At 35.8% G+C, this 24,953-nt stretch carries 23 protein-coding genes, 1 tRNA gene, 1 pseudogene and 1 riboswitch; of the genes and pseudogenes, 22 read left to right on the top strand and 3 right to left on the bottom strand.

Annotated elements, in window-relative coordinates; translation table 11 throughout:
- Positions 1-27: 27 nt before the first annotated feature.
- The 11 genes from O3611_RS03260 (at position 28) to O3611_RS03210 (ending at position 14,911) form a co-directional block, all read left to right on the top strand.
- Positions 28-1,002 (top strand): DUF1002 domain-containing protein, encoded by a 975-nt coding sequence (locus O3611_RS03260; RefSeq protein ID WP_311522711.1) that lies wholly within the window; start codon positions 28-30, stop codon positions 1,000-1,002.
- A 74-nt stretch (positions 1,003-1,076) separates the two neighbouring features.
- Entirely contained in the window at positions 1,077-2,447 is a 1,371-nt protein-coding gene (gene rlmD / locus O3611_RS03255) for a 23S rRNA (uracil(1939)-C(5))-methyltransferase RlmD (protein ID WP_371607815.1), read from the top strand.
- A 313-nt stretch (positions 2,448-2,760) separates the two neighbouring features.
- Positions 2,761-3,831 carry a hypothetical protein gene (locus O3611_RS03250; protein ID WP_371607814.1) on the top strand — a complete coding sequence of 357 codons (1,071 nt, stop codon included), beginning with the start codon at positions 2,761-2,763 and terminating at the stop codon, positions 3,829-3,831.
- A gap of 23 nt (positions 3,832-3,854) precedes the next feature.
- A complete protein-coding gene (locus O3611_RS03245) occupies positions 3,855-5,024 on the top strand; it encodes a hypothetical protein (protein WP_371607813.1) in 1,170 nt (389 codons plus the stop codon).
- A 140-nt stretch (positions 5,025-5,164) separates the two neighbouring features.
- Positions 5,165-6,904 (top strand): N-6 DNA methylase, encoded by a 1,740-nt coding sequence (locus O3611_RS03240; RefSeq protein WP_371607812.1) that lies wholly within the window; start codon positions 5,165-5,167, stop codon positions 6,902-6,904.
- A 1-nt stretch (position 6,905) separates the two neighbouring features.
- On the top strand, positions 6,906-8,042 hold the full coding sequence (locus O3611_RS03235) for a restriction endonuclease subunit S (protein ID WP_371607811.1): 1,137 nt from the start codon (positions 6,906-6,908) through the stop codon (positions 8,040-8,042).
- A 12-nt stretch (positions 8,043-8,054) separates the two neighbouring features.
- Positions 8,055-11,291 carry a type I restriction endonuclease subunit R gene (locus O3611_RS03230; protein ID WP_371607810.1) on the top strand — a complete coding sequence of 1,079 codons (3,237 nt, stop codon included), beginning with the start codon at positions 8,055-8,057 and terminating at the stop codon, positions 11,289-11,291.
- Between the two features lie 289 nt (positions 11,292-11,580).
- Positions 11,581-12,147, top strand: a complete 567-nt coding sequence (locus O3611_RS03225) for a hypothetical protein (protein WP_371607809.1) — start codon at positions 11,581-11,583, stop codon at positions 12,145-12,147.
- A 115-nt stretch (positions 12,148-12,262) separates the two neighbouring features.
- A complete protein-coding gene (locus O3611_RS03220) occupies positions 12,263-14,053 on the top strand; it encodes a DUF262 domain-containing protein (protein WP_153225505.1) in 1,791 nt (596 codons plus the stop codon).
- A 100-nt stretch (positions 14,054-14,153) separates the two neighbouring features.
- Entirely contained in the window at positions 14,154-14,531 is a 378-nt protein-coding gene (locus tag O3611_RS03215; protein ID WP_371607808.1) for a hypothetical protein, read from the top strand.
- Positions 14,528-14,911, top strand: coding sequence for a hypothetical protein (locus O3611_RS03210; protein WP_371607807.1), 384 nt, complete (start codon positions 14,528-14,530; stop codon positions 14,909-14,911). Before O3611_RS03215 ends, O3611_RS03210 begins: the two co-directional genes overlap by 4 nt.
- 137 nt (positions 14,912-15,048) lie before the next feature.
- Here O3611_RS03210 and O3611_RS03205 read toward each other — a convergent pair.
- The 3 genes from O3611_RS03205 to O3611_RS03195 all read right to left on the bottom strand — a co-directional run bounded on the left by O3611_RS03205 (position 15,049) and on the right by O3611_RS03195 (position 16,113).
- Positions 15,049-15,120: transfer RNA gene (locus tag O3611_RS03205), tRNA-Arg, on the bottom strand.
- A gap of 107 nt (positions 15,121-15,227) precedes the next feature.
- Complete coding sequence (gene mscL, locus O3611_RS03200) at positions 15,228-15,608, bottom strand: large conductance mechanosensitive channel protein MscL (protein ID WP_248034325.1); 381 nt, start codon at positions 15,606-15,608, stop codon at positions 15,228-15,230.
- 70 nt (positions 15,609-15,678) lie between these two features.
- Positions 15,679-16,113 carry a GtrA family protein gene (locus O3611_RS03195; protein WP_371607806.1) on the bottom strand — a complete coding sequence of 145 codons (435 nt, stop codon included), beginning with the start codon at positions 16,111-16,113 and terminating at the stop codon, positions 15,679-15,681.
- Between the two features lie 28 nt (positions 16,114-16,141).
- A riboswitch (PreQ1 riboswitch) is annotated at positions 16,142-16,239 on the top strand.
- On the opposite strand from O3611_RS03195, the gene O3611_RS03190 reads away from it, so the two are divergent.
- From O3611_RS03190 to rocS, 11 genes and pseudogenes are all read left to right on the top strand, one after another.
- Positions 16,240-16,749, top strand: a complete 510-nt coding sequence (locus tag O3611_RS03190; RefSeq protein WP_045763277.1) for a QueT transporter family protein — start codon at positions 16,240-16,242, stop codon at positions 16,747-16,749.
- Positions 16,750-16,951: 202 nt separating this feature from the next.
- Positions 16,952-17,416, top strand: coding sequence for an IS200/IS605 family transposase (gene tnpA, locus O3611_RS03185; RefSeq protein ID WP_371607805.1), 465 nt, complete (start codon positions 16,952-16,954; stop codon positions 17,414-17,416).
- 203 nt (positions 17,417-17,619) lie between these two features.
- A complete protein-coding gene (locus O3611_RS03180) occupies positions 17,620-18,033 on the top strand; it encodes a hypothetical protein (RefSeq protein ID WP_371607804.1) in 414 nt (137 codons plus the stop codon).
- A 28-nt stretch (positions 18,034-18,061) separates the two neighbouring features.
- Positions 18,062-18,696 (top strand): annotated as a pseudogene (locus tag O3611_RS03175) (hypothetical protein).
- A gap of 71 nt (positions 18,697-18,767) precedes the next feature.
- On the top strand, positions 18,768-19,565 hold the full coding sequence (locus O3611_RS03170) for a formate/nitrite transporter family protein (protein ID WP_371607803.1): 798 nt from the start codon (positions 18,768-18,770) through the stop codon (positions 19,563-19,565).
- Between the two features lie 382 nt (positions 19,566-19,947).
- Complete coding sequence (locus O3611_RS03165; RefSeq protein WP_075226869.1) at positions 19,948-20,745, top strand: formate/nitrite transporter family protein; 798 nt, start codon at positions 19,948-19,950, stop codon at positions 20,743-20,745.
- Positions 20,746-20,825: 80 nt separating this feature from the next.
- Positions 20,826-22,100, top strand: a complete 1,275-nt coding sequence (locus tag O3611_RS03160; protein WP_371607802.1) for a DUF2130 domain-containing protein — start codon at positions 20,826-20,828, stop codon at positions 22,098-22,100.
- Positions 22,101-22,109: 9 nt separating this feature from the next.
- A complete protein-coding gene (locus O3611_RS03155) occupies positions 22,110-22,553 on the top strand; it encodes an N-acetyltransferase family protein (RefSeq protein ID WP_371607801.1) in 444 nt (147 codons plus the stop codon).
- A gap of 31 nt (positions 22,554-22,584) precedes the next feature.
- The gene (locus O3611_RS03150; RefSeq protein WP_371607800.1) at positions 22,585-23,388 is read left to right on the top strand and encodes an alpha/beta fold hydrolase; all 804 of its coding nucleotides are present in this window, start codon (positions 22,585-22,587) and stop codon (positions 23,386-23,388) included.
- A 3-nt stretch (positions 23,389-23,391) separates the two neighbouring features.
- Complete coding sequence (gene truB, locus O3611_RS03145; protein WP_371607799.1) at positions 23,392-24,270, top strand: tRNA pseudouridine(55) synthase TruB; 879 nt, start codon at positions 23,392-23,394, stop codon at positions 24,268-24,270.
- Between the two features lie 176 nt (positions 24,271-24,446).
- On the top strand, positions 24,447-24,938 hold the full coding sequence (rocS, locus tag O3611_RS03140) for a chromosome segregation protein RocS (RefSeq protein ID WP_000021254.1): 492 nt from the start codon (positions 24,447-24,449) through the stop codon (positions 24,936-24,938).
- Positions 24,939-24,953 lie beyond the last annotated feature (15 nt).

The following is a 24,953-nucleotide window of genomic DNA, read 5'->3' as shown; positions in this document are numbered from 1 at the left end:
CCTAGATAGGAAAAGGAGGAGAGTCCAATGAGAAAGAAATTCTTTCTGATTAGTGCTGCAGTTCTTTTAGCAGTTGCAACTTTGCAAAGCGCTCAAGCAGCCACTGATGTTCAAAAAGTAATTGATGAAACTTATGTTCAACCTGAGTATGTCTTGGGTTCTTCGTTAACAGAAGATCAAAAAAATCAAACATTAAAAAAACTCGGCTATAACGCCTCTACAGATACCAAAGAACTGAAGACTATGACGCCAGATGTCTACTCAAAGATTATGAACGTCGCCAATGACTCTAGTCTCCAGCTCTATTCGTCTGCAAAAATTCAAAAATTAGGTGAAAAATCTCCACTTGAAGTGAAGATTGAAACCCCTGAAAATATCACTAAAGTGACCCAAGACATGTATCGTAATGCGGCCGTTACCTTGGGTGTGGAGCATGCTCGTATAACCGTAGCTGCACCAATCCCTGTAACAGGTGAAAGTGCTCTAGCAGGTATTTACTATTCACTAGAAGCTAATGGTGTTCAACTTCCTCAAGAAAATAAAGACCTAGCTCAGGAAGAACTAAAAGCCTTGTCAGACATCAACGATGAAAATAAGGACAAATCAGGCTATGATGCCAATAAACTCAATGTAGCCCTTGCCGATATCAAATCTGCTATCGCTAAAGCCAAAGAGTCTAAGGGCGAGCTTACTGAAGATGATGTTCGTAAGATTGTTGAAGATACGTTGAAAAATTATAAGCTGGATCAGGTTATAACAGGGAACCAAGTCAATATCATCATCAACTTTGCCTTCAATCTTTCCAAGAGCGATATTCTCAATAACGAAGATTTCACAAAGACTTTAAAGGATTTGAAACAAAGTATCGTTGCGCAAGCAGGAGATAGTTTTAGCAATATTGACCTTAACTTTGATGCTAATAAAGCTATTCAAGACGGTGGCAATATCCTCAGTGCTATTTGGCAAGCAATTGTAAACTTTTTCAAGAGTTTTGGTGCTTAGGCTAATTCATGGTATAATAGATGGTAACAGAACAGTTGCCGTCTTTTTTTGTCGGCTGATAGAAAGTGAAAATTATGTTAAAGAAAAATGATATTGTAGAAGTAGAGATTGTCGATCTGACCCATGAAGGAGCAGGAGTTGCCAAGGTAGATGGCTTGGTCTTTTTTGTAGAGAATGCTCTACCGACTGAGAAGATCCTTATGCGTGTCCTTAAAGTCAACAAGAAGATTGGCTTTGGTAAGGTTGAGGAATACCTTACACAATCTCCTCACCGTAATCAAGACTTAGATTTGGCTTACCTGCGTTCAGGGATTGCTGACTTGGGACATCTAGCTTATCCAGAGCAACTCAAGTTTAAAACCAAGCAAGTAAAAGACAGTCTTTATAAGATTGCTGGAATCAGGGATATAGAGATTGCTGATACTCTAGGTATGGAAAATCCTATCAAGTATCGCAACAAGGCTCAGGTTCCTGTACGTAGAGTAAATGGTGTTCTGGAAACTGGCTTTTTCCGTAAAAATTCTCATGACCTTATGCCTCTAGAAGATTTTTATATTCAGGATCCTGTTATTGATCAGGTTATTCTAGCCCTACGTGATTTACTCCGTCGCTATGACTTGAAACCATATGATGAGAAGGAACAGTCAGGATTGATTCGTAACCTCGTTGTGCGTCGTGGACACCATTCATGTCAGATTATGGTTATTTTGGTGACAACTCGTCCTAAAGTTTTCAGAGTTGAACAGGTAATTGAACAACTCCTCAAGCAATTTCCAGAAATTGTGTCTGTTATGCAGAATATCAATGACCAGAATACCAATGCAATTTTTGGAAAAGAATGGCGAACGCTCTATGGTCAAGATTACATTACCGACCAAATGTTGGGCAATGATTTCCAAATCTCTGGACCAGCCTTTTACCAGGTCAATACAGAAATGGCAGAGAAGCTCTATCAGACAGCCATTGACTTTGCAGAGTTGAAGTCGGATGATGTAGTTATTGATGCCTACTCAGGAATTGGGACTATTGGGTTGTCTGTTGCTAATCATGTCAAGGAAGTTTACGGCGTAGAGGTTATCTCAGAAGCAGTAGAGAATAGCCAGAAGAATGCTGCCTTAAACAGTATCACCAATGCCCACTATGTCTGTGATACTGCTGAAAATGCCATGAAGAATTGGCTCAAGGAAGGCATCCAACCAACTGCTATCCTAGTCGACCCACCACGTAAGGGCTTGACCGATAGCTTTATTAAGGCAAGCGCACAAACAGGAGCTGACCGGATCGCCTATATCTCATGCAATGTGGCTACTATGGCGCGTGATATCAAACTCTACCAAGAGTTGGGCTATGAATTGAAGAAAGTCCAGCCAGTGGATCTTTTTCCGCAGACGCATCATGTTGAGGCAGTATCACTGCTTGTACGAGCTGAGGCATCAGCGAAGTAGAAGTAGTATAGTAGTTTATATTCTTACAGGAAATCAAGCAATTTTATAGTAAGTTTTACAATCTGACAGGAGTCAAAAACTTTTTAGAATATTATTTCAGTTAACGATTAAAATTTTTAGTTCAGAAAATAAAATAGTTTTTAATGTGCTAATTATGTGTTAGTTATTGGACAGAATAATTAGCACATAGAAAGGGAAAATTTGACAGATGGACTAAGATAAAATTGTCAGTAACTGTGACCGAATGGTTAAGGTCTTTTTGGGTTTTAGTGGTATAATAAACAATATGAATAAGCTGTTTTGGAAGGACGAAATGACTGATAGTAATAAAGTGAAGAAAGTTGAAAAAGACTCTATAAAAATTGCCTTAGACAGCTCAACAAACCTCTCTGAGAAGATAAAATTGGGACAAAATACTGCAGCTATTTCTGTTTTGGCTGATACCTTTAGTAACTTTCAAGCAACTGTAAATGCTAACATTATTTCAGAATTAATTGCAACTTCAAATGTATTAAGTTCAGCTAAATTAGTGAATATTGCTAATTTGACGACTCCTTTAGTAAGTCTGCCTTCATTAATTCAAGTGGACAAAAACGCTATTAATGTCATGTCAGAAGTGATTGCTTCGTACAATAAAACGTTATCAAGCACACACTTGCAAGCAATTCAAAACATTGCAGATTCTGCAAAAAATTTAATTGCTAGCTATCAAATTGATTATTCAAAGATTTTTAGTGGCATCAATGAACTTTTAAAATCACTGCCTTCGATTTACACACAAGAAGAAATCGAGCAGATTATATCTCGAGTTCAACTGCTAGCAGAAAATGGATGGGTTATTTATTTTCGTGACAGAAATGTTTATCAGCGTATACTTGCTGAGGAATGGAATACCTTGGAGGACGAATGGATTAAGTTGCTTAGGGATAAACTAAAAAATGAGAAATTTATTATTTCCTTACAAAATTCGCCGTGTTACTCGGCTCCCCTAGTAAAATCAATGGTTGACTGCTACTTTAATAAAAACTTTTATGCAGCATACACTCTTGGGAGTTTGGCAATTGATGGTGCGCTAAATAGAATTTCAGAATTGACTTCATTAGAGAAAAAAATACCAGTAGGTCACCGAGCGATTAAAGAAATTGATAATATATTTATTGATAAGTCGTTTAGCGATGTAGGACTGATGCACTGGCTGTATCGTTTCTTCAAAGATACAAATAGGTTTACACTTGATGAACCAAATCGACATATGATTGGACATGGTAGGTGGGAGAAAGAAATAGAAGAACAAGAGTTTTTGAAGCTACTTAATGCAATGTTGTATATTTGTGATGAGTATGATTATTGGGAAGAAATTATTCGTTATGAACAAGACAACTAAGTATTTTTGGAGGTTAAACGCCTATGCTTGAAATATATCCTTTTATTCAGGAGCTAGTTAAGTGTGAAACGACCATACAGAAAATGGAAGTTTTCAATAGATGGAACCTTCATAAGTGTAGAGTTTTTCTATTTGATGAAGAAAAGTCAAATTTTGGTAATATAGGCAAATCATTTAGCTATGGAAAGTTTAATCTGATTGGTTTGGGAGATTACCAAAAAATTTGGGTTATTGATAAAAATACTGTGAATGCTAAGGATAATTTCTTACCCGTTGCTAGAATTGTCAATTACGACCTAAACATTTTTACTTACATACATGATTTATATAGAGGAAGAAATATCCTAGATAAGGAGAATTTAATTAGATTTTTACACGAGATTAAATCGTTGCGTCTAACAAATAATATTTCAACTGCTTTAATGGAAAGATATACCACCCCAATAAATCGTGAATTATTAGCTAAAATGATTGAAAGTTATGTTTATTTTGATAGCATTAATTTTGAAGTATTTCAATCTAATGTGCCTCAGACTCTAAAACCAGATAAATATATTTGGATGAAAGAAATCTGGGAAGATGCAGAATACTACCTAAGTAATGATGAGGTGATACAACATTATGAGGCAGTGTGTTGCTATATATTGAAAGCATTCATTTTGAAAAATACAAAAAATCTTTCTACAAAAGCTAAAGTGGCTGAGTTTAAACGCTATTGTATTGAGGATTTATGTGTATTTTTAGAATTGGAAATGACTTTATTAATACTTTTTTTGAAAAATGATAGTGCGGTTCAAGAAATATTTAAAAAGTTGCAGTTAAAGGCTGATAAGTTAATTGATAAAATACATAATACAGCATGGGATATTTTTCATATAAGACTATTGGAGCAAAGTACTTTATTAAATTGTATTGAAAACCCAGATGTGATTTATCTCCACTATTTTGCAACTGCGGATTCTGGGTTGGCCGAGGTATTACGAGCCAATCCTATTAAAATGCTGGTTTATTATAATAAAATAATTATACCTATACGTCGATATGATGCAAAAGATTTTTTCACTCAAGATGAGTTAGATTCTTATACTACTGAAGAAAAAATTAGATTACGTGCAGAGAAAGTTCAGGGGCTTGATTTCTGTTCTATAAAGCAGAGATTGAGCAGTGAGTTAGGGAATTTACTTACTAAATAAATTTTAATAGTTCCATTCCATAGTATAACTCCAACAGGGAAATATATGGCATTAGATAAATTAGAGAGTATCTGTATATCGCTGAACGGTACTCCTATCCTAACGATGTACTTGAATTTATTAAGGAGGAAAAATAGGGAATGAAAGATACAGAACTAAAACAATTAAAAGATAAACTATGGCATTCTGCCGATGTTCTTCGTGCAAGTGCGCATTTAGCTGCGAATAAATATGGTCAGCCTATTCTCGGGCTTATCTTCCTTAGATATGCAGATATTTTATATAAACAACATAAGGAAGATATTGAGGAAGAGTATAATCGTCTTAAAGGTGGACGTATGGAAAAATCCATGAAAGAAATCTCAATAGAAAAATGCGGATTCTATCTTCCAGGATGTGCTTATTATGACTTTATCAATGACGCACCGGACGATGCAAACAAAGCTATCATCGTAAAGGAAGCTATGGAAGCTATTGAAGATGAAAACCCTAGAATGGAAGGAGTTCTTCCTAAAGAAGTATACGCACAGCTTGTTCCGGATGAGGAACCAGAGCTTCTCTCTAACATCGTGCGTATTTTCAAGGATATTCCTGAAAATAGCACTATTGATATCTTTGGTGAAATTTATGAATACTTTTTAGGAAAATTCGCACTTGCGGAAGGTAAGGATGGAGGAACATTCTACACTCCTGCAACTGTTGTAAGATATATGGTTGAAGTATTAGATCCTCAGCCCGGTGAAAAGAAGTTCCTAGATCCAGCATGTGGTTCAGGAGGGATGTTTGTTCAGGCAGCAAGGTACATGCATAATCACAATGCCAGCGAGAGTGAACAGATGAAATTCCGTTGCTATGGTGTGGAAAAGGAACCAGACACCGTTAAACTGGCAAAGATGAACCTTCTTCTGAATAATATTCGTGGAGATATTACACAAGCTAACTCATTTTATTCTGATCCATATAATGCATTTGGACAGTTTGACTATGTAATGGCAAATCCACCCTTTAATGTTGATGAGGTTGTGGTTGAGAAAGTTTCTGACGATATCCGTTTCAATACGTATGGCGTACCAAGAAATAAGACAAAATCGACAAAGAAAAAATCAGATAAAAAAGAAACAGTACCAAACGCTAACTACTTGTGGATTGGCTACTTTGCCACTGCGTTAAATGAGCATGGTAAGGCAGCTCTTGTTATGGCTAATTCCGCTTCGGATGCTTCTGGTTCAGAATATGAAATCAGAAAGAGAATGATTGAAGAAGGTATTATTTCACAAATGGTGACTCTTCCTTCAAATATGTTCTCATCTGTTACACTTCCGGCAACTCTTTGGTTCTTCGATAAACAGAAGCCAAACACTGATAAGAAAAATGAAATCTTATTTATCGATGCCAGAAATATATTTACTCAGATTGACCGTGCTCATAGAAAGTTCTCAGATGAGCAGATTAAGAACCTTGGCATAATAACAAAACTATATCAAGGTGATACACAAGCTCTTGTTGACTTGCTTGATGAATATAAAACAGAACTTGCAAATGCTCCAGAATCTTCTGATGATAAAGAAGTCCTAACTAAAGATTACTGGCAATCACAGATTGATTGGTTAACGGAAAGATTCCCAGATGGTGTATATGCTGATGTTATCGGCCTTTGTAAAGTTGCACCTATGAATGGTGAAGACGGAATCATTGAACAGGACTACTCCCTCAATGCAGGTCGTTATGTAGGTGTAGTGATAGAAGATGATGGATTAACCGAGGAAGAGTTTAAGGAAGAAATGTTATCCTTGAATGCCGAGTTCACTTCATTAAGTGCTGAGGCAAAGAAACTTGAAGAGCTCATCGCAAATAATCTGAAAGAATTGTTGGGTGAGTGATATGAAATATGTGAAATTGGGGAATATAGCAAAATTTCGCTATGGAAAGATGCCTGATAAAGATAAGTTTCTTGACGATGGATATCCTGTTTTCAGCGGATATAGAATAACAGGATATTATAGTGAATACATGGTTGAAAATCCGACTTTAATTGTGGTAGCAAGAGGAGTTGGAGGTACAGGGGATGTAAAAATTTCACCGCCAAAATCTTATATCACGAATCTATCTATCATTGTTGATCTTGATGAAAGTGTTGCAGATATGCGTTACTTATATTATCAATTTGTTTGCAATAATTTGAGATACTTGGATACGGGGGCGGCTCAATCACAAATCACAATAAATAATTTATCAAAACACAAAGCTTTACTACCAAGACTTGTTATTCAAAAGAAGATTTCATCGATATTGACAACTTACGACAACCTCATCGAAAACAACAACAAGCGGATCAAGTTGTTGGAGCAAATGGCAGAGAATCTATATAAAGAATGGTTTGTGAGATTTCGCTTTCCGGGATATGAAAATACAAAATTTGTAGATGGTATTCCTTCGGATTGGCAGATATTAAGAATGAGTGACTTCTGCTATGTTACTGACGGAACTCATGATAGCCCAAAACCTATAAACGATGGTGGTGTTCCATTGGTAACAGGAAAATGTATCAAGAACGGATTCATCGATTTTAATGAACCATATAATATTAGTTATCAAGATCATGAATCCATCTCCAAAAGAAGTGGTTTGCAGACAGGGGATATTCTTTTCAGTAATATTGGAACTGTCGGTACTACATGTCTTGTAAATTATGATAGAGAATTCAGTGTAAAAAATGTCATTATTTTCAAACCTGGTAATATAAAGGTTTCAAATTATTTATATTCGTGGCTGAATTCTGATTCAATTCAAGCGATATTTGCAACACAAACCAATGGAGCATCGCAACAATTTGTGGGCTTGAATTTTATGAGAAGGTTCAAAATTTTAGTTCCAAGCGAGAATGTATTAGATTTATATTCAGGCCGAATCAAACCTATACGATCTGAGATAGTTAAATTGCATGATATTAATGAGAATTTGACTAAGCAGAGAGATATGCTTTTGCCACGCTTAATGAGCGGAAAAATTGAAGTGTAAGGAGGTGTTCCTATGCGTAATTTTATATCTGAAGATGATATAGAACAGGCTATACTTGCAAAATTAAAAACGGAACCATTTAACTATGATATCCTCATTTGTGATGCTGATTTGAGTAAGCAAGATGATTTGAATGATGGTACAGGAAGAGCTTCTAAGAAAGAATGTGTTCTTCCTGATGTTATGCTGTCTTCTTTGAAACGCATTAATCCTACTATCTCTGAAGATAAAATCAAGGAAATAGTAAAAAACTTAAGGCAGGATTACACAGGTACAGATATTGTTGATACTAACTATAAAATATACAGGCAAATCCGCAATAATATAAAAATCACAGTTCGCAAAGACGACAAAGAAGACTTTGATTTTGTAAAGCTAATTGATTTTGAGCATCCGGAGAACAATACTTTTACAGCAGTTTCTCAGATGTGGATTCAAGGAAAGGCCTATTATCGCAGACCGGATATCCTTATCTTCATCAATGGAATGCCTCTTGTGTTCATTGAACTGAAGAATAGCATTGTTAAAATTGAAGAAGCCTATAATAATAATTTAAAGGATTATTTACGAGATATTCCAAATCTATTTGCATTCAATCAAATTTGTGTTCTCTCAAATGGATTAGAAACAAAGCTTGGTGCCTTCAATGCGACCTATGACTACTTTTTTGAATGGCTTAAAGTTGATAGTGAAAAAGAAGTACTGGATCGAGAAGCTATTCACTCAGCTGAAAATGTAAAAGATAGTTCTGTAAGATATTTTGTTGATGGTTTATTAAACAAGGATAAATTGATTGATTATATCGAAAATTTTATTCTCTTTGAGAATCAACAAATAAAAATTATCGCTAAAAACCATCAGTATTTAGGCGTAAATAATCTGATGGAATCAGTAAAAAACAGAAAAGAATTAAATGGTAAACTGGGTGTCTTCTGGCATACACAAGGTTCGGGTAAGTCCTACTCTATGGTTATGTTTGCCCGTAAGGTTAAACGCAAAGTGGCTGGTAATTTTTCATTCCTTATTATCACAGACCGTGAAGATTTGGATACGCAGATTCATAAGAATTTTGTACGCACAGAAGTTATTGGTTCTAAAGAAGAGTGTCAACCAAAAAACAGCAAGCAGCTGCGAGAATTTTTAACTACTAACAAAGCATTTATCTTCACACTAATTCATAAGTTTAGATACGATAAGACGAAGAAGTATCCTGTTCTTTCTACACGTGATGATATCATTGTTCTAGTTGATGAGGCACATAGAACACAGTACAAAGATTTAGCAGAAAACATGAGAACAGCACTTCCTAATGCTAATTTTGTTGCGTTTACAGGAACACCACTTCTCGGGGCTAAGCGTCTTACTAATCAATGGTTCGGTGAGTATGTGTCAGAGTATAACTTTGCACAATCTGTCGAAGATGGTTCTACTGTACCATTGTTCTATTCCAGACGAGTTCCGGAAGTAGGTCTTGAAAATAATTTCCTTGATGATGATGTTGTAGATATTATCGAAGAAGAAAATCTTAACGACGACGAAATCCGTCTGTTAGAAAATGCATCCTCTCGTATTTTAGAAGTTATTAAGCGTGATGACAGACTGGATAAGGTTGCGCAGGATATTGCATACCACTTCCCAAGACGAGGATTTCTTGGGAAGGGAATGGTTGTGTCAGTTGACAAATATACAGCTGTCAAGATGTATGACAAGGTTCAGCATTACTGGGCTATTGAAAAACAAAATATTACGAAACAGCGAAATTCTGCCACTACAAAGGAAGAACGTGATCAGCTCACAAATATTCTTGCTTATATGAATAAGGTGGAAATGGCAGTGGTTATTTCTGAAGAGAATGATGAAGAAGCTAAGTTTGCTAAACAAGGGTTGAGAATATCGGAGCATCGTGCAAAGATGAAAGAAATCACATCTGATGGTAGAGATATCGAGGATAGGTTCAAGAGTCCAGATGATCCTTTGCAATTAGTATTTGTGTGTGCTATGTGGCTAACAGGATTTGATGTGAAAAACCTTTCTACGCTCTATCTTGACAAGCCGATGAAGGGACACACGTTGATGCAAGCCATAGCTCGTGCCAACAGAGTTTATCCTGGAAAACCTGCTGGAATTATTGTTGATTATGTGAATGTTTTTAAATATATGAAGAAAGCATTAACAGAATATGCCACGGGTAATGACGGAACAGAATTTCCTGCAAAAGATATAGAACAGCTAATCGGATACATTGATGGTACAATTCATGAGGCAGATTCTTTCTTGCTTTCTTTAGGTGTTTCATTAGAGAAAATCATTGCAGATTCCAATACTCTGGATAAACTGGATGCTTTAAGAAGAGCTTATGACGCTATTATTGCTAAAGATGATGCTAAAGAGAAATTCAAGGTTATACTGAACACCTTAACGAATCTCTACGAAGCATCAAAACCAGAAATCTTTGAAAGAAATTGGACTAATGATAAATTTGCACCACTCGTTTATTTACATGGATTGTTTTATCATACTATTGATGACGAAAAAGTAGCTCGTGCCAGACAGAAAATGAATCAAATTCTGGACGGTAGTGTAATTGCAAGTCCGGATTTCGCTAATTATGTTCGGGGGAAAGAAGCTCAGTACATGATTAAAGGGACAAAGGCCATAGATTTATCTAAAGTAGATATTGAACAGCTAAGACAAGAAATAAAATTGGCTGAGTATAAAGCTATTGAAATTGATGATTTGAAGGAATATATAGAGCAAGCACTAGAACAAATGCTTAATAGAAATTGCACTAGAACGAAATTCTCCGAACGATTCAAACGCATTATTGATTCCTATAATGCAGGCGGTACTGAAAATGAAGATTATTACGAACAGCTTGTTAAACTTCTTGAAGAGATGCGTCAAGAGGACAATCGTGCAAATATGGAAGGTCTTACGGAAGAAGAACTGGAAATTTACGATTTGTTGATTGCTGGAAAGAAATTGACACAGGTTGAGGAGCAAAAAGTAAAACTGTCTGCAAAAAATCTGTTTAAGAAATTGATGGATAATCGTAGTAATCTTCTTGTGGTAGATTGGTACAAAGATGAACAGCCGCGTGCCAAACTTAAATATGAAGTTGAATTATCATTAAATCAGGATCTTCCTGAGAGTTATGACAAAGCAGCCTTTGATTCTAAGGTATCATTACTCATTAACCATTTTGTTGATATGGCAGTACAAGGATATGGATGGATTGGTCTTGCATAGGGTTATATTGAAAATAATCATTAAATTGTTTTTCTAATTATTTTTATAAAGACCATCCTACTTAAAAATTTAAGTAGGGTAACTAGGTTGGCGATAAATAGCTTACGATCAATATCGTTGATATTACAGAAGTTCTGGGTGTAGCTAATATTGGGGCACTCAGATTTTTTTGTAACTACCTATGTTTGGAAAAGGTATTTAGGAGTTGATAGAGAATAGCTTTTTATTATTTGTAGTACAATTCAATAAAGTGATACAATATTGGTAGAGAAAATGGGAGAGATTATCAATGCTTATATTGGAATTGTATCAAAATCATTATTCAAAAGATTTAGTCGTGTTTGACTCTTTAGAAGATGGAAAAGCCTTTGTAGCTCAAATTCCTGGATATACTTTAGAAACAGAAGATGGGTTTCAAGTGGAGTATGTGAACCCAAAACACTTGCCAGATTATATGGAAATTGTGTTCAATGGAAATATTGTCCCTTTATCTAGATTTTCATTTGAACCTGAAGAAAATGTCGAGATTATTTGGAAAGAAATTTCGAATCTTTCCGTTAAAAACAATCAAGTAATCGAAGGGGATTCAAAAATCGATGCCTATATCGTTAACAACGATGAAGTCAAAGCTTATATCGAAGCACGAGAAGTCAAGTATCATCAGGCAAAGGACTTTTTAGAGCGCAACGGGTATGAAGTCGACAGAAACTTTTTCGGAAGTGAAGACGGGGAAGCGATTGTCTATAGAAAAAAAGGCGCCGAAGATTGGCACTTTTTGTGTCACCTTGATCCTTCGTTTTTAGAGATTGAAGATGTAGAAGGATATGTGAAAGAAGCCATGGAAGATATGCAATAGTTACTAAAAGTTCGTTTTGAATGTGTAGGATTGCTAGTTAAAGCGATTTGATATAGTTTTCAAAATAATCAATAAAAAATGTAGTATTTTAGCAAATATAATATGGAGGTTTAAGATGCCAACTACAATAGAAGTTAATAAGCAGAGTGTTGAAGCACTACTTGGTAGTGGAAGAACAAAACCATTTGTTATTCCAGAATATCAGCGTCCTTATGCTTGGACGGATGAACAGGTTGAAACACTGTTTGAAGATTTATGGGAATTTACCGTCAGTAATGGTGGTACTGAACGCGAAGGTTCGTATTTTCTTGGAAGTATCGTTTCGTATGAAAATGATAATGGTGAACAGGAAATTATTGATGGTCAGCAACGTATTACCTCTCTGTTTTTATTGTTAAGAGCGATTTACACAAAGCTATTTAATTCTCCATTATCAGAACGAACTCCAGAAGCGAACAATTTTATTGGTAAGATTGAACCCTCAATCTGGCGCACTAATAAACTGACTGGAACAGTTGATTATAAGACTACTCTTCTAACATCACGTGTTGTTAATAATGAAGGTAATGAAATTCTTCGTAAAATTCTCGAAACTGGAAGAGCAAATAAAGATTCTAAAGATAATTATTCTAGAAATTATATTCATTTTCAGGAGTTACTTGATAAACATTCAAGTGAGAATCCCTTAATGATTTATCAGTTCATTTATTCCCTATTAAATCAAGCTATTCTTTTACCAATAACTGCTGATACCCAAGATACAGCATTGACTATTTTCTCTACTCTAAATGACAGAGGTTTACCGCTATCTGATGCTGATATATTTAAAGCTAAGATTTATAACCATCTTGAGGGAAAAGATAAGGAAACATTTATTGAACGCTGGAAAGAGCTTGATGAACAAGCTACAGCAGCTAATGAAAGTATCCAACAATTATTTTATTACTATATGTTCTATCTTAGAGCTTTGGAAAAAGATACTAAAAGTACTACACCTGGTGTCAGAAAATACTATTCGAGTAACAAATTTGAACGCCTTTATCAATCTGAATTATTAGATAATTTATTCGTAATGATCGAATTATGGAAAGTAATTAATAAAGGTGAAGTGCTGGAAGATGAGAGTTGGTCATCAAATATAAAGATAAAACAAACATTAGATACACTTACTTCATATCCTAATGAGTTCTGGAAATATCCGGTGATTATATATTATATTTGTTATCGTAAGGATAAAAACTTTGAAGATAAATTTGCAAGATTCTTAAACAAATTACTCGCTGAACTAATGACAAAATACATTCTTATTCCAACTATCAATGCTGTTAAAGGTGATATTTTAAAATTAAATTCAGCAATTGTTGTATCAGATATTCCTAAATTTGATTTCAAAGAACTAGACCAAGCTCAACTTGAAGCAGGAATCCAAAATCCTCACCGTAATGTGGTGAGAATGTTGCTTAAAACACTTGCTTATAAACATCAGGATTCATTATTACCAAGTAAATGGGAAATCGAGCATATCTTCCCTCAAAAATGGCAAACTAACTACTTTATAGATGAATCAGATCATAAAATCCGAGAGAAAATCGAGCATATAGGCAATAAATTACCATTTGAAAAGAAGTTAAATATTATAGCAGGAAATGGTTACTTTGCTAAAAAGAAAAAAGAATATGCAGCTTCTAAGATCGAAATCACAAAATTTATGGGACTTTCTGAAATTCAAGAGTGGAATTTAGAGTCAATTTCGAAAAGAGATATCAGGATTTCAGATTCTATTATTGCAATTCTTAAAAAATGGAACAAAGAGTATTCGGTTATTACAAAAGAAATTGTTTCCAATAAACCTTCAGATGAGGATTTAGCTCGTATTGCTGAATTTAAGGAAAAAGGATGGATTTAATGGTGAATCAATAACAAGTAGCTGTGCGTTTTTTAAACTATTTTAGATTTTTATAGAGAGAAAGTGTGTGTGATGAGAAAATAGTGGAGGGAGAGATTTAATGCTAGAGTGGAAATCTGTACCAGAGGATGAATATGAAGCTAGTGCAGCTTTTAGTGAAAATAGTCATTACGAGATTTCTACGATGACTTTGAAGGGAAAGAAACATCTGATTCGATTGAAATTTCCCTTCTGTCATTTTTACCAAATCACAGATAGAGACTTATTTGATGCTCTTCATAAGATTCCTAGTTCGTCAAATCTTTGTAAGCTAGAGACTAGTAGCCTGATTACAGAAGTGATTCATAGGGCGGGTGGAGTTTTGACTGAAGAAGACTTGGTTCATTTTCGTATTTATGCTAAGAATCTAGTTTTTGACTTAATTCTCTATAAAAATCAAGAGAGTGATATAAGGATAGAAGAGGTCGTTCAAGGATGAAGTGGGTTCATATTGGTGAGGAAATCAAGTATAATTGGTATGAATTACAGTGTCAACTTTCTCAAGAAAATCACCTGCAAATTTTTCTTGAGGGCTTAAAGAATCAAAAGCTCAAATACTGTATTGATTTTGGTAAGATTCTTTTTTGCAGATCTATTGATGAGGGGTGGGACCTGAATTTACTAGAAGAAGATTTACTCAGCGGACCAGAATTTCCCTATTTATCAGATGGGATTTTACTTGAAATGATAGACACTCACCTTAAAAACCGAGTTCAAAAGTTTTATCCTGCCCCCATCTATCACTACCAAGTACAGGGAATTAATTTTGGGATAGACGTCCTTACAGAGGCATTTCCGATTATAAAAAAACTAGACTGAAGCCTAGATAAAAGTAAACCTTTTCAACAATAAAATAGACTCCATAATATCTATAGGGAATTTATCCACTAGAAATATTATAGAGCCTGAATCCTTACAGCTTTATCTACAGATTTTGGTAAGTTCTTTATAAAATATCCACCCTGAGGGAATCGAACCCCCATCTCAAGAACCGGAATCTTACGTGATATCCATTACACTAAGGGTGGAAACTTTAATTATTATATCAAAAAAGAGAGCTGAACTCAAGTTTTTTCTAAACTCAGCAAAAAGAGAAGTAAAAAAGATTCAGTATTGAACCGAATCCTCTAGATGATTATTTTTTCTCAAGAAGAGCTTTGATTTCTTGAAGAACTTCCAACTCAGTTGGACCAGCAGGTGCTTCTTCAGCAACTTCTTCTTTTTTGGCAAGGTTTTGAGCTTTTTCCATTGCTTTAATCACAAAGAATAGAACGGTACCAACAACAAGGAAGTTGATAACAGCACTCAAGAAGTTACCGTAAGCAACACCATTCCATGAAAGTTCAGCAATACGTTCAATTTTTGCAGCTTTCAAAGCAGGGTTCAATAGAAGTGGAGTGATGATATCATTAACAAATGAAGTCACGATAGCACCAAAAGCAGAAGCGATGATTACACCGACAGCAAGGTCTACAACGTTACCACGGAGCAAAAATTCTTTAAGATCTTTTAACATTTTCTTTTTCCTTTCGAAATTTTACAGTCTAAATTATATCTCAATCATCTGTTGAATTCAAGAAATATGCTCAGTGTTTTTTAAAAACAAAAACTTTACTGAAGATGTAATTGAGGACTATGATCGTAACTTGTGCAAAAATAGTCTCAATTGTGTTGATAGTATTGAGATTATCACCTACAAATTGACCGATGATGTGAGGGAAACTCGTCACAAAAATAAAGGTCAGAAGGAGGTCTAATAGAAAAGTTATGAATCTTGCAGTTGTAAATTTTATCAGACGTTTGAACCAATTTTTTCGTTTCTGTTTAAAAACAATGGTATCGTTGGTGAAAAAAGCAAACAAAATTCCAGTTATATTTCCCAGAGCAGTCGCCCATAATTCTTGTTGGCAAAGGTAAAAAATCGTGATACGAACAATAATCGAAACAAGTGTCGTTGCAACTCCAAAAAATAAGTAGGAGAGGATTTCATTGTCGAAAAAATTTTTTATGGATGTTTTCATAAAAATAGTATAGCATAAAGCACATAAATGTGCTATACTTGAAAGGTTGACTTGTTCAACCCTTGGTGCTTAGCTTCTTTCACCAAGCATATTATACGCGGGTTAATCGCTAAAGGAGAATAATAGATGAAAAAACTTACTGTCCGTGATTTGGCAGATATTGCCATTGTCGCAGCAATTTATGTGGTTTTGACAATCACACCACCCCTTAATGCTATCAGTTACGGTGCTTATCAGTTCCGTATTTCTGAAATGATGAATTTTCTTGCCTTTTACAATCCTAAGTACATTATCGGTGTTACTCTTGGCTGTATGATTGCTAATTTCTTCAGTTTTGGAATCATCGATGTCGCGGTTGGTGGAGGATCAACTCTTGTCTTCCTAAGCTTAGGCGTGTGGTTGTTTAGCAAATATAAAAAAGACTATCTTTTTAATGGATTGATTCGTAAAGATCATTTCTTCTTTTCAATTCTTTTTTCGATTTCAATGATCACCATTGCTGCTGAATTGAACATCGTAGCAGAAGCACCTTTCTTCTTAACTTGGTTTACAACTGCTATCGGAGAATTCGCTTCTTTGATTGTTGGTGCTATTCTTATCGGAAAAATCGGTAAACGTCTTGATTTGACCAGATAAAGAAATCACATCAAGTATTCATGAAAAGGTCTGAACTTTGTTCAGTCGTTTTCTTATGTGACTTTCAGTCCGTCTCGCTCCGTTAGGTGCGAGACAAAAAAACCACCCGCTATGCGGGTGCGCATCGAAGGTTATACCAAAAAACTCCAAACGCGATACAATTAAGGTGTTCAAGCCAATTGTAAAGCGAAAGGAGAAAAATATGGCTCAAAAAGCACATAGTTTATCACACACAAAATGGATGTGTAAATATCACATTGTGTTCACCCCTAAGTATAGACGAAAAGTGATCTATAATCAATATCGAAGTAGTTTGGGAGAAATATTCCATAGATTATGTAGTTATAAAGGTGTTGAGATTATCGAGGGCCATTCAATGCCAGATCATGTTCATATGTTGGTAAGTATTCCACCTAGAATTAGTATTTCAAGTTTCATGGGATATTTAAAAGGTAAAATCGCTCTAATGATGTTCGATAAACACGCAAATCTGAAATATAAGTTTGGAAATCGACATTTTTGGGTAGAGGGATATTATGTGGGTACAGTTGGCCTCAATGAAGCCACAATAAAGAAATACATTCAGGAACAAGAGCGAAAAGATATTGCTTTAGATAAGTTGAGTGTAAAAGAATATGAAGCTCCCTTTAGGGATAGTGGCAAGTAGTACATATGCCTCTTTAAGAGGCTTGTGACGAGTCAAATGCAATAAGGCTTGAACAAAGTGAAAGCCAGCGTCTTTAGGCGCTGGCTAGTTATCTGGGCTTATAGCCCTGGTACAAACCACCCGTTTGACGGGTGGTCATGATTTGTCCATAAAACTAGTTGCTCAATAAAAGTGATATAATAAGGTAAAAAGGAGCTTTAATTATGATAGATTATTTTTTGATTGGGCTAAAATCTATGATGAAAAGCTCGGTTTTGACTTTTGCTATTTACTTTATTTCCTTCCTTCTTTTACTAATTCTATGGCGTCGTTATGTCATTGTGCGCCAAAGTGGTGGTAACTTTTTTGCCCCGTTTCATATTGCTAAGGGAAGATTTTATATCCATAATGCTTATGTTTTTAGAAAGCGCATTATGCCACTGAATAATATTAAAAAGATTGAGGTCGATTTTATTCCAAGTGTTAAATTGAATGGAGCTAGATATTTTTTGAGTATCCAACAAAAGAGCGGAAAATCTCTGGCCTATTTCTTTGGCCAATCAAAAGAGAATGATAAGCTTGTCAGAAATTTAAAAAATGAAACGAAAAAGTATCATATCAAAGTTATCATTCACTGACAATTCCAAATATTGGAGAGGGATAAAGATGGAAAGGCTACAAATAATCAGAAATAATCAGCATTTAAGAAGATTACTTTTAGATGAGTGTGATATTTACTTTTATGATCAAATCAGAGAGGTGCAGTTTTCTAACAACGATGAGGAATATTCTCTAGCTTGTCAGGCCTTTGCGAGGGAGAATATGTAATTCTTGAGGATGAGAGTATCGGCTTTATAGGGAGTGAAGGCCAAGTTGGTCGGGTAGCAGAAAGCCTTAATGACTTACTTGCCTTCTTACTTCATGCTGGATCTATCTCAGACTTTTCCTGTCGTTTGCTCTATCAAAACAAGCATTTGCTGGCACAATTCTGTAAAGGATTTATCGACAATGCACGAGAAAACTATCAGTCAAAAGGCGAAGAGTGGGATAAAGTGAGAGCTGAACTTGCACAAGAGTTGGGACTTGAATTTCAGCCAGAAAAACTGCAAGAGTTAGCCTTCAATTTTTATCAATCAGCCATAAGAACCCCTCAATTCACTTGTAAATATGGTCATGGTGAGAATGAATACATTTGTGATTCTGTTTTGTCGGATATTGTCGGCTTGTGGGTTTCAGAGCTGGTAGGGTTGACTGCAGAAGAAATTGAAGCTTTTGCAAGCACTAAAAACAATCAAATGTAAAGGACAAAAATTTATTTCCACTTAAAATATTTTATGTTATAATATTAACAACGATGTTTTAAGGAGTTTATATGAGTTCGTCAGAATTTATTTCAAAGATTGATTATTATTGCCATAAGAAAGAAAGTTTATTTGACCAAAGCAAGTTTAAATATGCCATTCGCTCGATGTTTGCAGGTGCTTTCTTAACCTTTAGTACGGCCGCTGGGGCTATAGGTGCTGATCTACTCAATAGCATCGTTCCAAGTGCTGGCTATTTTCTTTTTCCCTTTGTATTTGCTTGGGGACTTGTTTACATTGTATTTTTAAATGCTGAATTGGTCACATCAAACATGATGTATCTGACAGCTGGAACATTCTTGAAGAAGATTGATTGGAAAAAAGCCTTTGTCATTTTGCTCTATTGTGCCTTTTTCAACTTAGTTGGTGCTCTGTTAGCAGGTTGGTGCTTTGCTAATTCATCGGCATTTTCACATTTGACTCACGATAGTTATCTTCCAAAGATTGTAGCTAAGAAGTTAGCAAGACCTAGTGATTTGGTATTGTTGGAGGGGATTTTGGCAAATATGTTCGTAAATATTGCTATTTTATCTTCTATTTTAGTTAAGGATAGCAGTGCTAAGCTATGGATTATCTTATCAGCTATTTCTATGTTTGTTTTCTTATCTAACGAGCATATTGCAGCCAACTTTTCATCCTTTAGCATTATTAAATTCAGCATTGTTTCTGACCAAATTGCTAACTTTGATATTCCAAATATCCTCCGTCATTGGAGTGTTACCTTCATTGCTAACTTGATTGGTGGAGGATTCTTGATAGGTTTACCATACGCTTATCTTAATAAAAATGAAGAGACTTATGTTGATTAGTACAAGCTTTTGAAAATAAAATGAATATTAATAATAGAGGAGGTCGGGACTAAAAATCCAGACCTCGATTTTTTTGTCCAAAGAAGCTTTTGATAAAAACGTTATTTTTCTGTCTATAAATTCAAACAAATTATTAGTGCATGGATTTTAGCTGAAAACTAAAGAGACTCTTTTGTAAATTCATATAGAACAAAAAATATATATTAAATATATTGAGTCAGAATTTGAAATTAAAGAGTTGAAAACATTAAAGATGCTGATACAAAGCAAATGGAAACGATTGCTAAAAGTGATAAAAATATTGTAAATAGAATTAAGAAAGCCTTCCCATAATTTCGATTTTATGTTATAATATTCACAAATAAAAGTTTTAGGAGTTTATATGGTTTCTTCAGAATTTATCTCAAAAATTGAGTTTGCTTGTAAGAAAAAGGAAAGTCTTTACAGTCAAAGTAAATTCAAGTACGCTATCCGTTCAATGTTTGCTGGTGCATTCTTAACATTTAGTACAGCAGCTGGTGCAGTTGGAGCTGACTTGATTAATAAGATTGCTCCAGGTAGTGGACGTTTCCTCTTCCCATTTGTTTTCGCTTGGGGATTGGCTTATATTGTCTTCTTAAATGCTGAGTTGGTTACATCTAATATGATGTTCTTGACAGCTGGTAGCTTTTTGAAAAAGATTAGCTGGAGAAAAACAGCTGAAATCCTTCTATACTGTACTTTCTTCAACTTAGTCGGTGCTCTTATAGCAGGTTGGGGATTCGCCCATTCAGCAGCTTATGCAAACCTAACACATGATAGCTTTATTTCTGGAGTTGTGGAAATGAAGTTGGGCCGTTCAAATGAACTTGTCTTGCTTGAAGCTATCTTGGCTAATGTCTTTGTAAATATCGCGATTCTTTCATTCGTTTTAGTTAAGGATGGTGGAGCAAAACTTTGGTTGGTTCTTTCAGCCATTTACATGTTTGTATTCTTAACAAACGAGCACATCGCCGCAAACTTTGCATCATTTGCTATTGTGAAATTCAGTGTTGCTGCTGATTCAATCGCAAACTTCGGTATTGGAAATATTCTTCGTCACTGGGGTGTAACCTTCATCGGTAACTTTATCGGTGGTGGTCTACTCATGGGATTACCTTACGCCTTCTTAAATAAAAACGAAGATACATATGTAGATTAAAAGTTGGATTCATTCCAACTTTTTCTTTTTGTTTATCCATGCTATAATGAAAGTAGAATAGATAAATTTAGAGGAATAACATGAACGAGATTAAATGTCCCAATTGTGGCGAAGTATTTACAGTCAATGAAAGCCAATATGCAGAACTGCTTTCTCAAGTTCGCACTGCAGAGTTTGATAAGGAATTGCATGAACGAATCAAACAAGAGTTGACATTGGTGGAACAAAAAGCCTTAAATGAACAACAGGCAAAACTGGCTCAAAAAGATCAAGAAATAGCCCAGCTTCAAAGTCAAATTAACAACTTTAATACAGAAAAAGAATTGGCTAAGAAAGAAGTGGAGCAAAGTGCAAGTCAAAGCTTGCTAGAGAAGGAAAAAGAAGTCCAAGCTCTCGAAAATCAATTGGCTACCTTGCGCTTAAAGCATGAAAATCAACTACAAAAAACACTATCTGATTTAGAGAAAGAACGTGATCAGGTCAAAAACCAGCTCCTTTTACAAGAAAAAGAAAATGAGTTGTCTCTAGCCTCTGTAAAACAAAATTATGAAGCCCAGCTAAAGGCAGCCAGTGAGCAGGTTGAATTCTACAAGAATTTCAAGTCGCAACAATCAACCAAGGCAATTGGTGAAAGTTTGGAACATTATTCTGAGAGTGAGTTCAACAAGGTTCGTAGCTTTGCCTTTCCAAATGCCTACTTTGAGAAGGACAATAAGGTTTCAGCACGTGGTTCTAAGGGCGATTTTATCTTCCGTGATTTTGATGAAAATGGACTAGAATTCATTTCCATCATGTTTGAGATGAAAAATGAAGCTGATGGTACTGAGAAGAAGCATAAGAATTCGGATTTTTACAAAGAATTGGATAAGGATCGTCGTGAGAAAAACTGTGAGTATGCAGTTTTGGTAACTATGCTTGAGGCTGATAACGACTACTTCAATACAGGGATTGTCGATGTTAGCCACGAGTATGAGAAGATGTATGTCATTCGTCCCCAGTTCTTTATCCATTTGATTGGACTCTTACGAAATGCTGCACTGAATTCTCTCAAATACAAGCAGGAATTGGCGCTTGTTCGTGAACAAAATATTGATATCACTCATTTCGAGGAAGACTTGGATGCTTTCAAGGTAGCCTTTGCAAAGAACTATAATTCAGCTTCTGTCAACTTCGGCAAGGCCATTGATGAAATTGACAAGGCCATTAAGCGTATGGAAGAAGTCAAGAAATTCCTGACCACATCAGAAAACCAACTGCGCCTTGCTAACAACAAATTGGATGATGTTTCCGTTAAAAAATTGACACGAAAAAATCCGACTATGAAAGCAAAATTTGATGCGCTGAAGGGGGAATAGGAGGATCCTATGCAGATACGAAAAGCAACCATGAAAGATGCTGAAGCCCTACTGTCTCTATACGAAGACTTGGGCTATCCAACGACCGCTTCTAAGCTGTCTCGACGTTTAGAAATGATTCTTTCTCAACCACATTATGGCTGTCTTCTAGCTGAAAGAAACGGAGAAATTTTAGGTTTCTTAGGTTATGCAAAGCTCTTCTTTTTTGAAGCAGATGGATCTTACTATCGTATTTTAGCTTTGTCAGTTGCAAAAGAAACAAGACGACAAGGAATTGCTAGTAGGCTAATCGATGAATTGAAAAAACAAGCTGTAAAAGAAGGAGTTACGGCACTGGTTCTAAATAGTGGATTAACCGCTGAACGAAATGCTGCACATCAGTTTTATCAGGCAGTTGGATTTGAAAAAGTGACTGCCGGATTTGCCTTGCATTTAAAAACTCAACATGAATAAATCATGAAAAAATAGTAGAGGGAACGAAGTAATGTCTTCAACAAAAGGGAAAACCTTATATTTTAGCGAAAAGAGCATGGACTATGTGACCTTTGGTAAAGGAAAGAAGTCTCTCGTTATCATACCTGGGTTGGGGGATGGGCTTCAGACCGTTAAAGGTATGGCTATGCCTTTTTCAATCACATACCGTATACTTGCCGAACGTTACAAAATTTATGTTTTTTCTCGAATCAATGAGTTGAGGCGGGGTTATACGACACGGGATATGGCATCAGATGTTGCAGAAGCAATGGAGGTGTTAAATATTACCAGTGCCTATGTTATGGGGATTTCACAAGGTGGGATGATTGCCCAATGGCTAGCTGTAAACTTTCCAGAAAAGGTTGAAAAGTTAGTTTTGGCTCTTACAACTGCAAAACTAAGTAATCTAGGTAGGGATAGAATTAGTTGTTGGCTGAACCTGAGTCAAACAGGAACTTATAAAGATCTGATGATTGATATCGCTCGTCATTCTTACACGACTAAATCCTTCGGAAAATTTAAATACCTTTATCGAATAATGGGAATTTTTGGTCATATTAAAGATAAACAACGTATTGATATTCAGTCTGTATCTTGTTTGAAACATGATAGTCTAGATTTTTTGGAAAAAATCAACTGCCCTACGTTAATCATTGGAGCAGAAAAAGATGATGTTCTTGGCGTAGATGGTTCGTTTGGATTGCATCATCATATCAGAGGTAGCCAACTGATTATTTTACCAAGGTGTGGACATGCACTCTATGAACAGAATAAGGATTTCCAAAAAAGAGTTTTAGTATTTTTAGAAAGTTAAACAATGAACGGTATTATCAACTTAAAAAAAGAGGCGGGGATGACCTCGCATGATGCAGTTTTCAAGCTGCGTAGGATTTTAGGAACTAAGAAGATTGGTCATGGGGGGACTTTAGACCCTGATGTTGTCGGTGTTTTGCCGATTGCCGTCGGTAAGGCAACCCGCATGGTCGAGTTTATGCAGGACGAGGGTAAAGTCTATGAAGGTGAAATCACCCTAGGCTATTCAACAACAACCGAGGATGCTAGTGGTGAGCTGGTTGCTGAGACACCAGTATTGTCTCCCTTAGATGAAAAGATTGTTGATCAAGCGATTGCCAGTTTGACAGGTCCTATCACTCAGATTCCACCTATGTACTCTGCTGTCAAGGTCAATGGTCGCAAACTCTATGAATATGCGCGTGCTAGTCGGGAAGTGGAGCGTCCAGAACGTCAGGTGACGATTTATAAGTTCGAAAGAACCAGCCCGATTTCTTATGAGGATAAACTTGCGAGATTTACTTTTCGTGTAAAATGCAGCAAGGGGACTTATATCCGTACCTTGTCAGTTGACTTGGGAGAAAAACTTGGCTATGCAGCTCATATGTCTCATTTAACACGAACAAGCGCTGCGGGCTTGCAGTTAGATGATGCTTTGACCTTGGAAGAAATTTCCGAAAAAGTTGAGGCTGGACAACTAGATTTTCTACATCCGATTGAGATTGGAACAGGTGAGTTAGTTAAGGTTTATTTGACTCCAGAACAAGCAGAAGAAGTGCGTTTTGGTCGTTTTATTGCATTGGAGCAAACTGAGAAGGAATTGGCTGGCTTTGAAGGTGATAAATTATTAGCCATTTTAGAGAAACGAGATCATCTTTATAAACCAAGAAAGGTTTTCTATTGATTAGAGCTGGTGGAAAAATTGCAAACTGATGTTTAGTTTAAAAAAGCTGATAGACAGTCTAGTTTAGAAGAAAAATTGTTTTGAAAAAGGGTTGAAAACACGGTGATATTTGACAGTTTTGCTTGCTTATGATAATATTTAAATAAAGAAAAGCTAGAAAACTTTCAGAGGATATTATGAGTATTGAGATGACTGTTAGTGAGATTGCTGAGGTCTTGGGCTTGTCCCGCCAAGCAATCAATAACCGTGTCAAGGAATTACCTGAAGAAGATACGACTAAAAATGATAAAGGAGTCACTGTGGTAACTCGCAGTGGCTTGATTAAGCTTGAAGAAATCTACAAAAAAACCATTTTTGAAGATGAACCTGTTAGTGATGATGTGAAGCAACGTGAGTTAATGGAGATTCTTGTTGATGAAAAGAACGCTGAGATCATCCGTCTTTATGAGCAGTTAAAAGCTAAAGACAAACAGTTAGCTGAAAAAGATGAACAGATGCGTGTCAAAGACCGTCAAATCGCAGAAAAAGATAAGCAATTGGATCAACAACAACAGTTAACCCTACAAGCCATGAAGGACCAAGAAAACCTTCAGTTGGAGTTGGATCAGGCTAAGCAAGAAGTACAAGCAACGAAGAAAGGCTTCTTTGCTCGCTTATTTGGAGGATAAGAAAAAACTGCTTGG

Source organism: Streptococcus sp. 27098_8_91, from assembly GCF_041432385.1.
Classification (GTDB): Bacteria; Bacillota; Bacilli; order Lactobacillales; family Streptococcaceae; genus Streptococcus.
Note: the sequence above shows the minus strand (reverse complement) of the source record. Positions and strands in the feature narration are given on the sequence as shown.

Bases quoted from the DNA above. Each gene is read 5' to 3' on its own strand.
- O3611_RS03260 (WP_311522711.1), top strand. From the start codon at position 28: ATGAGAAAGAAATTCTTTCTGATTAGTGCTGCAGTTCTTTTAGCAGTT.
- rlmD (WP_371607815.1), top strand. From the start codon at position 1,077: ATGTTAAAGAAAAATGATATTGTAGAAGTAGAGATTGTCGATCTGACC.
- O3611_RS03250 (WP_371607814.1), top strand. From the start codon at position 2,761: ATGACTGATAGTAATAAAGTGAAGAAAGTTGAAAAAGACTCTATAAAA.
- O3611_RS03245 (WP_371607813.1), top strand. From the start codon at position 3,855: ATGCTTGAAATATATCCTTTTATTCAGGAGCTAGTTAAGTGTGAAACG.
- O3611_RS03240 (WP_371607812.1), top strand. From the start codon at position 5,165: ATGAAAGATACAGAACTAAAACAATTAAAAGATAAACTATGGCATTCT.
- O3611_RS03235 (WP_371607811.1), top strand. From the start codon at position 6,906: ATGAAATATGTGAAATTGGGGAATATAGCAAAATTTCGCTATGGAAAG.
- O3611_RS03230 (WP_371607810.1), top strand. From the start codon at position 8,055: ATGCGTAATTTTATATCTGAAGATGATATAGAACAGGCTATACTTGCA.
- O3611_RS03225 (WP_371607809.1), top strand. From the start codon at position 11,581: ATGCTTATATTGGAATTGTATCAAAATCATTATTCAAAAGATTTAGTC.
- O3611_RS03220 (WP_153225505.1), top strand. From the start codon at position 12,263: ATGCCAACTACAATAGAAGTTAATAAGCAGAGTGTTGAAGCACTACTT.
- O3611_RS03215 (WP_371607808.1), top strand. From the start codon at position 14,154: ATGCTAGAGTGGAAATCTGTACCAGAGGATGAATATGAAGCTAGTGCA.
- O3611_RS03210 (WP_371607807.1), top strand. From the start codon at position 14,528: ATGAAGTGGGTTCATATTGGTGAGGAAATCAAGTATAATTGGTATGAA.
- mscL (WP_248034325.1), bottom strand. From the start codon at position 15,608: ATGTTAAAAGATCTTAAAGAATTTTTGCTCCGTGGTAACGTTGTAGAC.
- O3611_RS03195 (WP_371607806.1), bottom strand. From the start codon at position 16,113: ATGAAAACATCCATAAAAAATTTTTTCGACAATGAAATCCTCTCCTAC.
- O3611_RS03190 (WP_045763277.1), top strand. From the start codon at position 16,240: ATGAAAAAACTTACTGTCCGTGATTTGGCAGATATTGCCATTGTCGCA.
- tnpA (WP_371607805.1), top strand. From the start codon at position 16,952: ATGGCTCAAAAAGCACATAGTTTATCACACACAAAATGGATGTGTAAA.
- O3611_RS03180 (WP_371607804.1), top strand. From the start codon at position 17,620: ATGATAGATTATTTTTTGATTGGGCTAAAATCTATGATGAAAAGCTCG.
- O3611_RS03170 (WP_371607803.1), top strand. From the start codon at position 18,768: ATGAGTTCGTCAGAATTTATTTCAAAGATTGATTATTATTGCCATAAG.
- O3611_RS03165 (WP_075226869.1), top strand. From the start codon at position 19,948: ATGGTTTCTTCAGAATTTATCTCAAAAATTGAGTTTGCTTGTAAGAAA.
- O3611_RS03160 (WP_371607802.1), top strand. From the start codon at position 20,826: ATGAACGAGATTAAATGTCCCAATTGTGGCGAAGTATTTACAGTCAAT.
- O3611_RS03155 (WP_371607801.1), top strand. From the start codon at position 22,110: ATGCAGATACGAAAAGCAACCATGAAAGATGCTGAAGCCCTACTGTCT.
- O3611_RS03150 (WP_371607800.1), top strand. From the start codon at position 22,585: ATGTCTTCAACAAAAGGGAAAACCTTATATTTTAGCGAAAAGAGCATG.
- truB (WP_371607799.1), top strand. From the start codon at position 23,392: ATGAACGGTATTATCAACTTAAAAAAAGAGGCGGGGATGACCTCGCAT.
- rocS (WP_000021254.1), top strand. From the start codon at position 24,447: ATGAGTATTGAGATGACTGTTAGTGAGATTGCTGAGGTCTTGGGCTTG.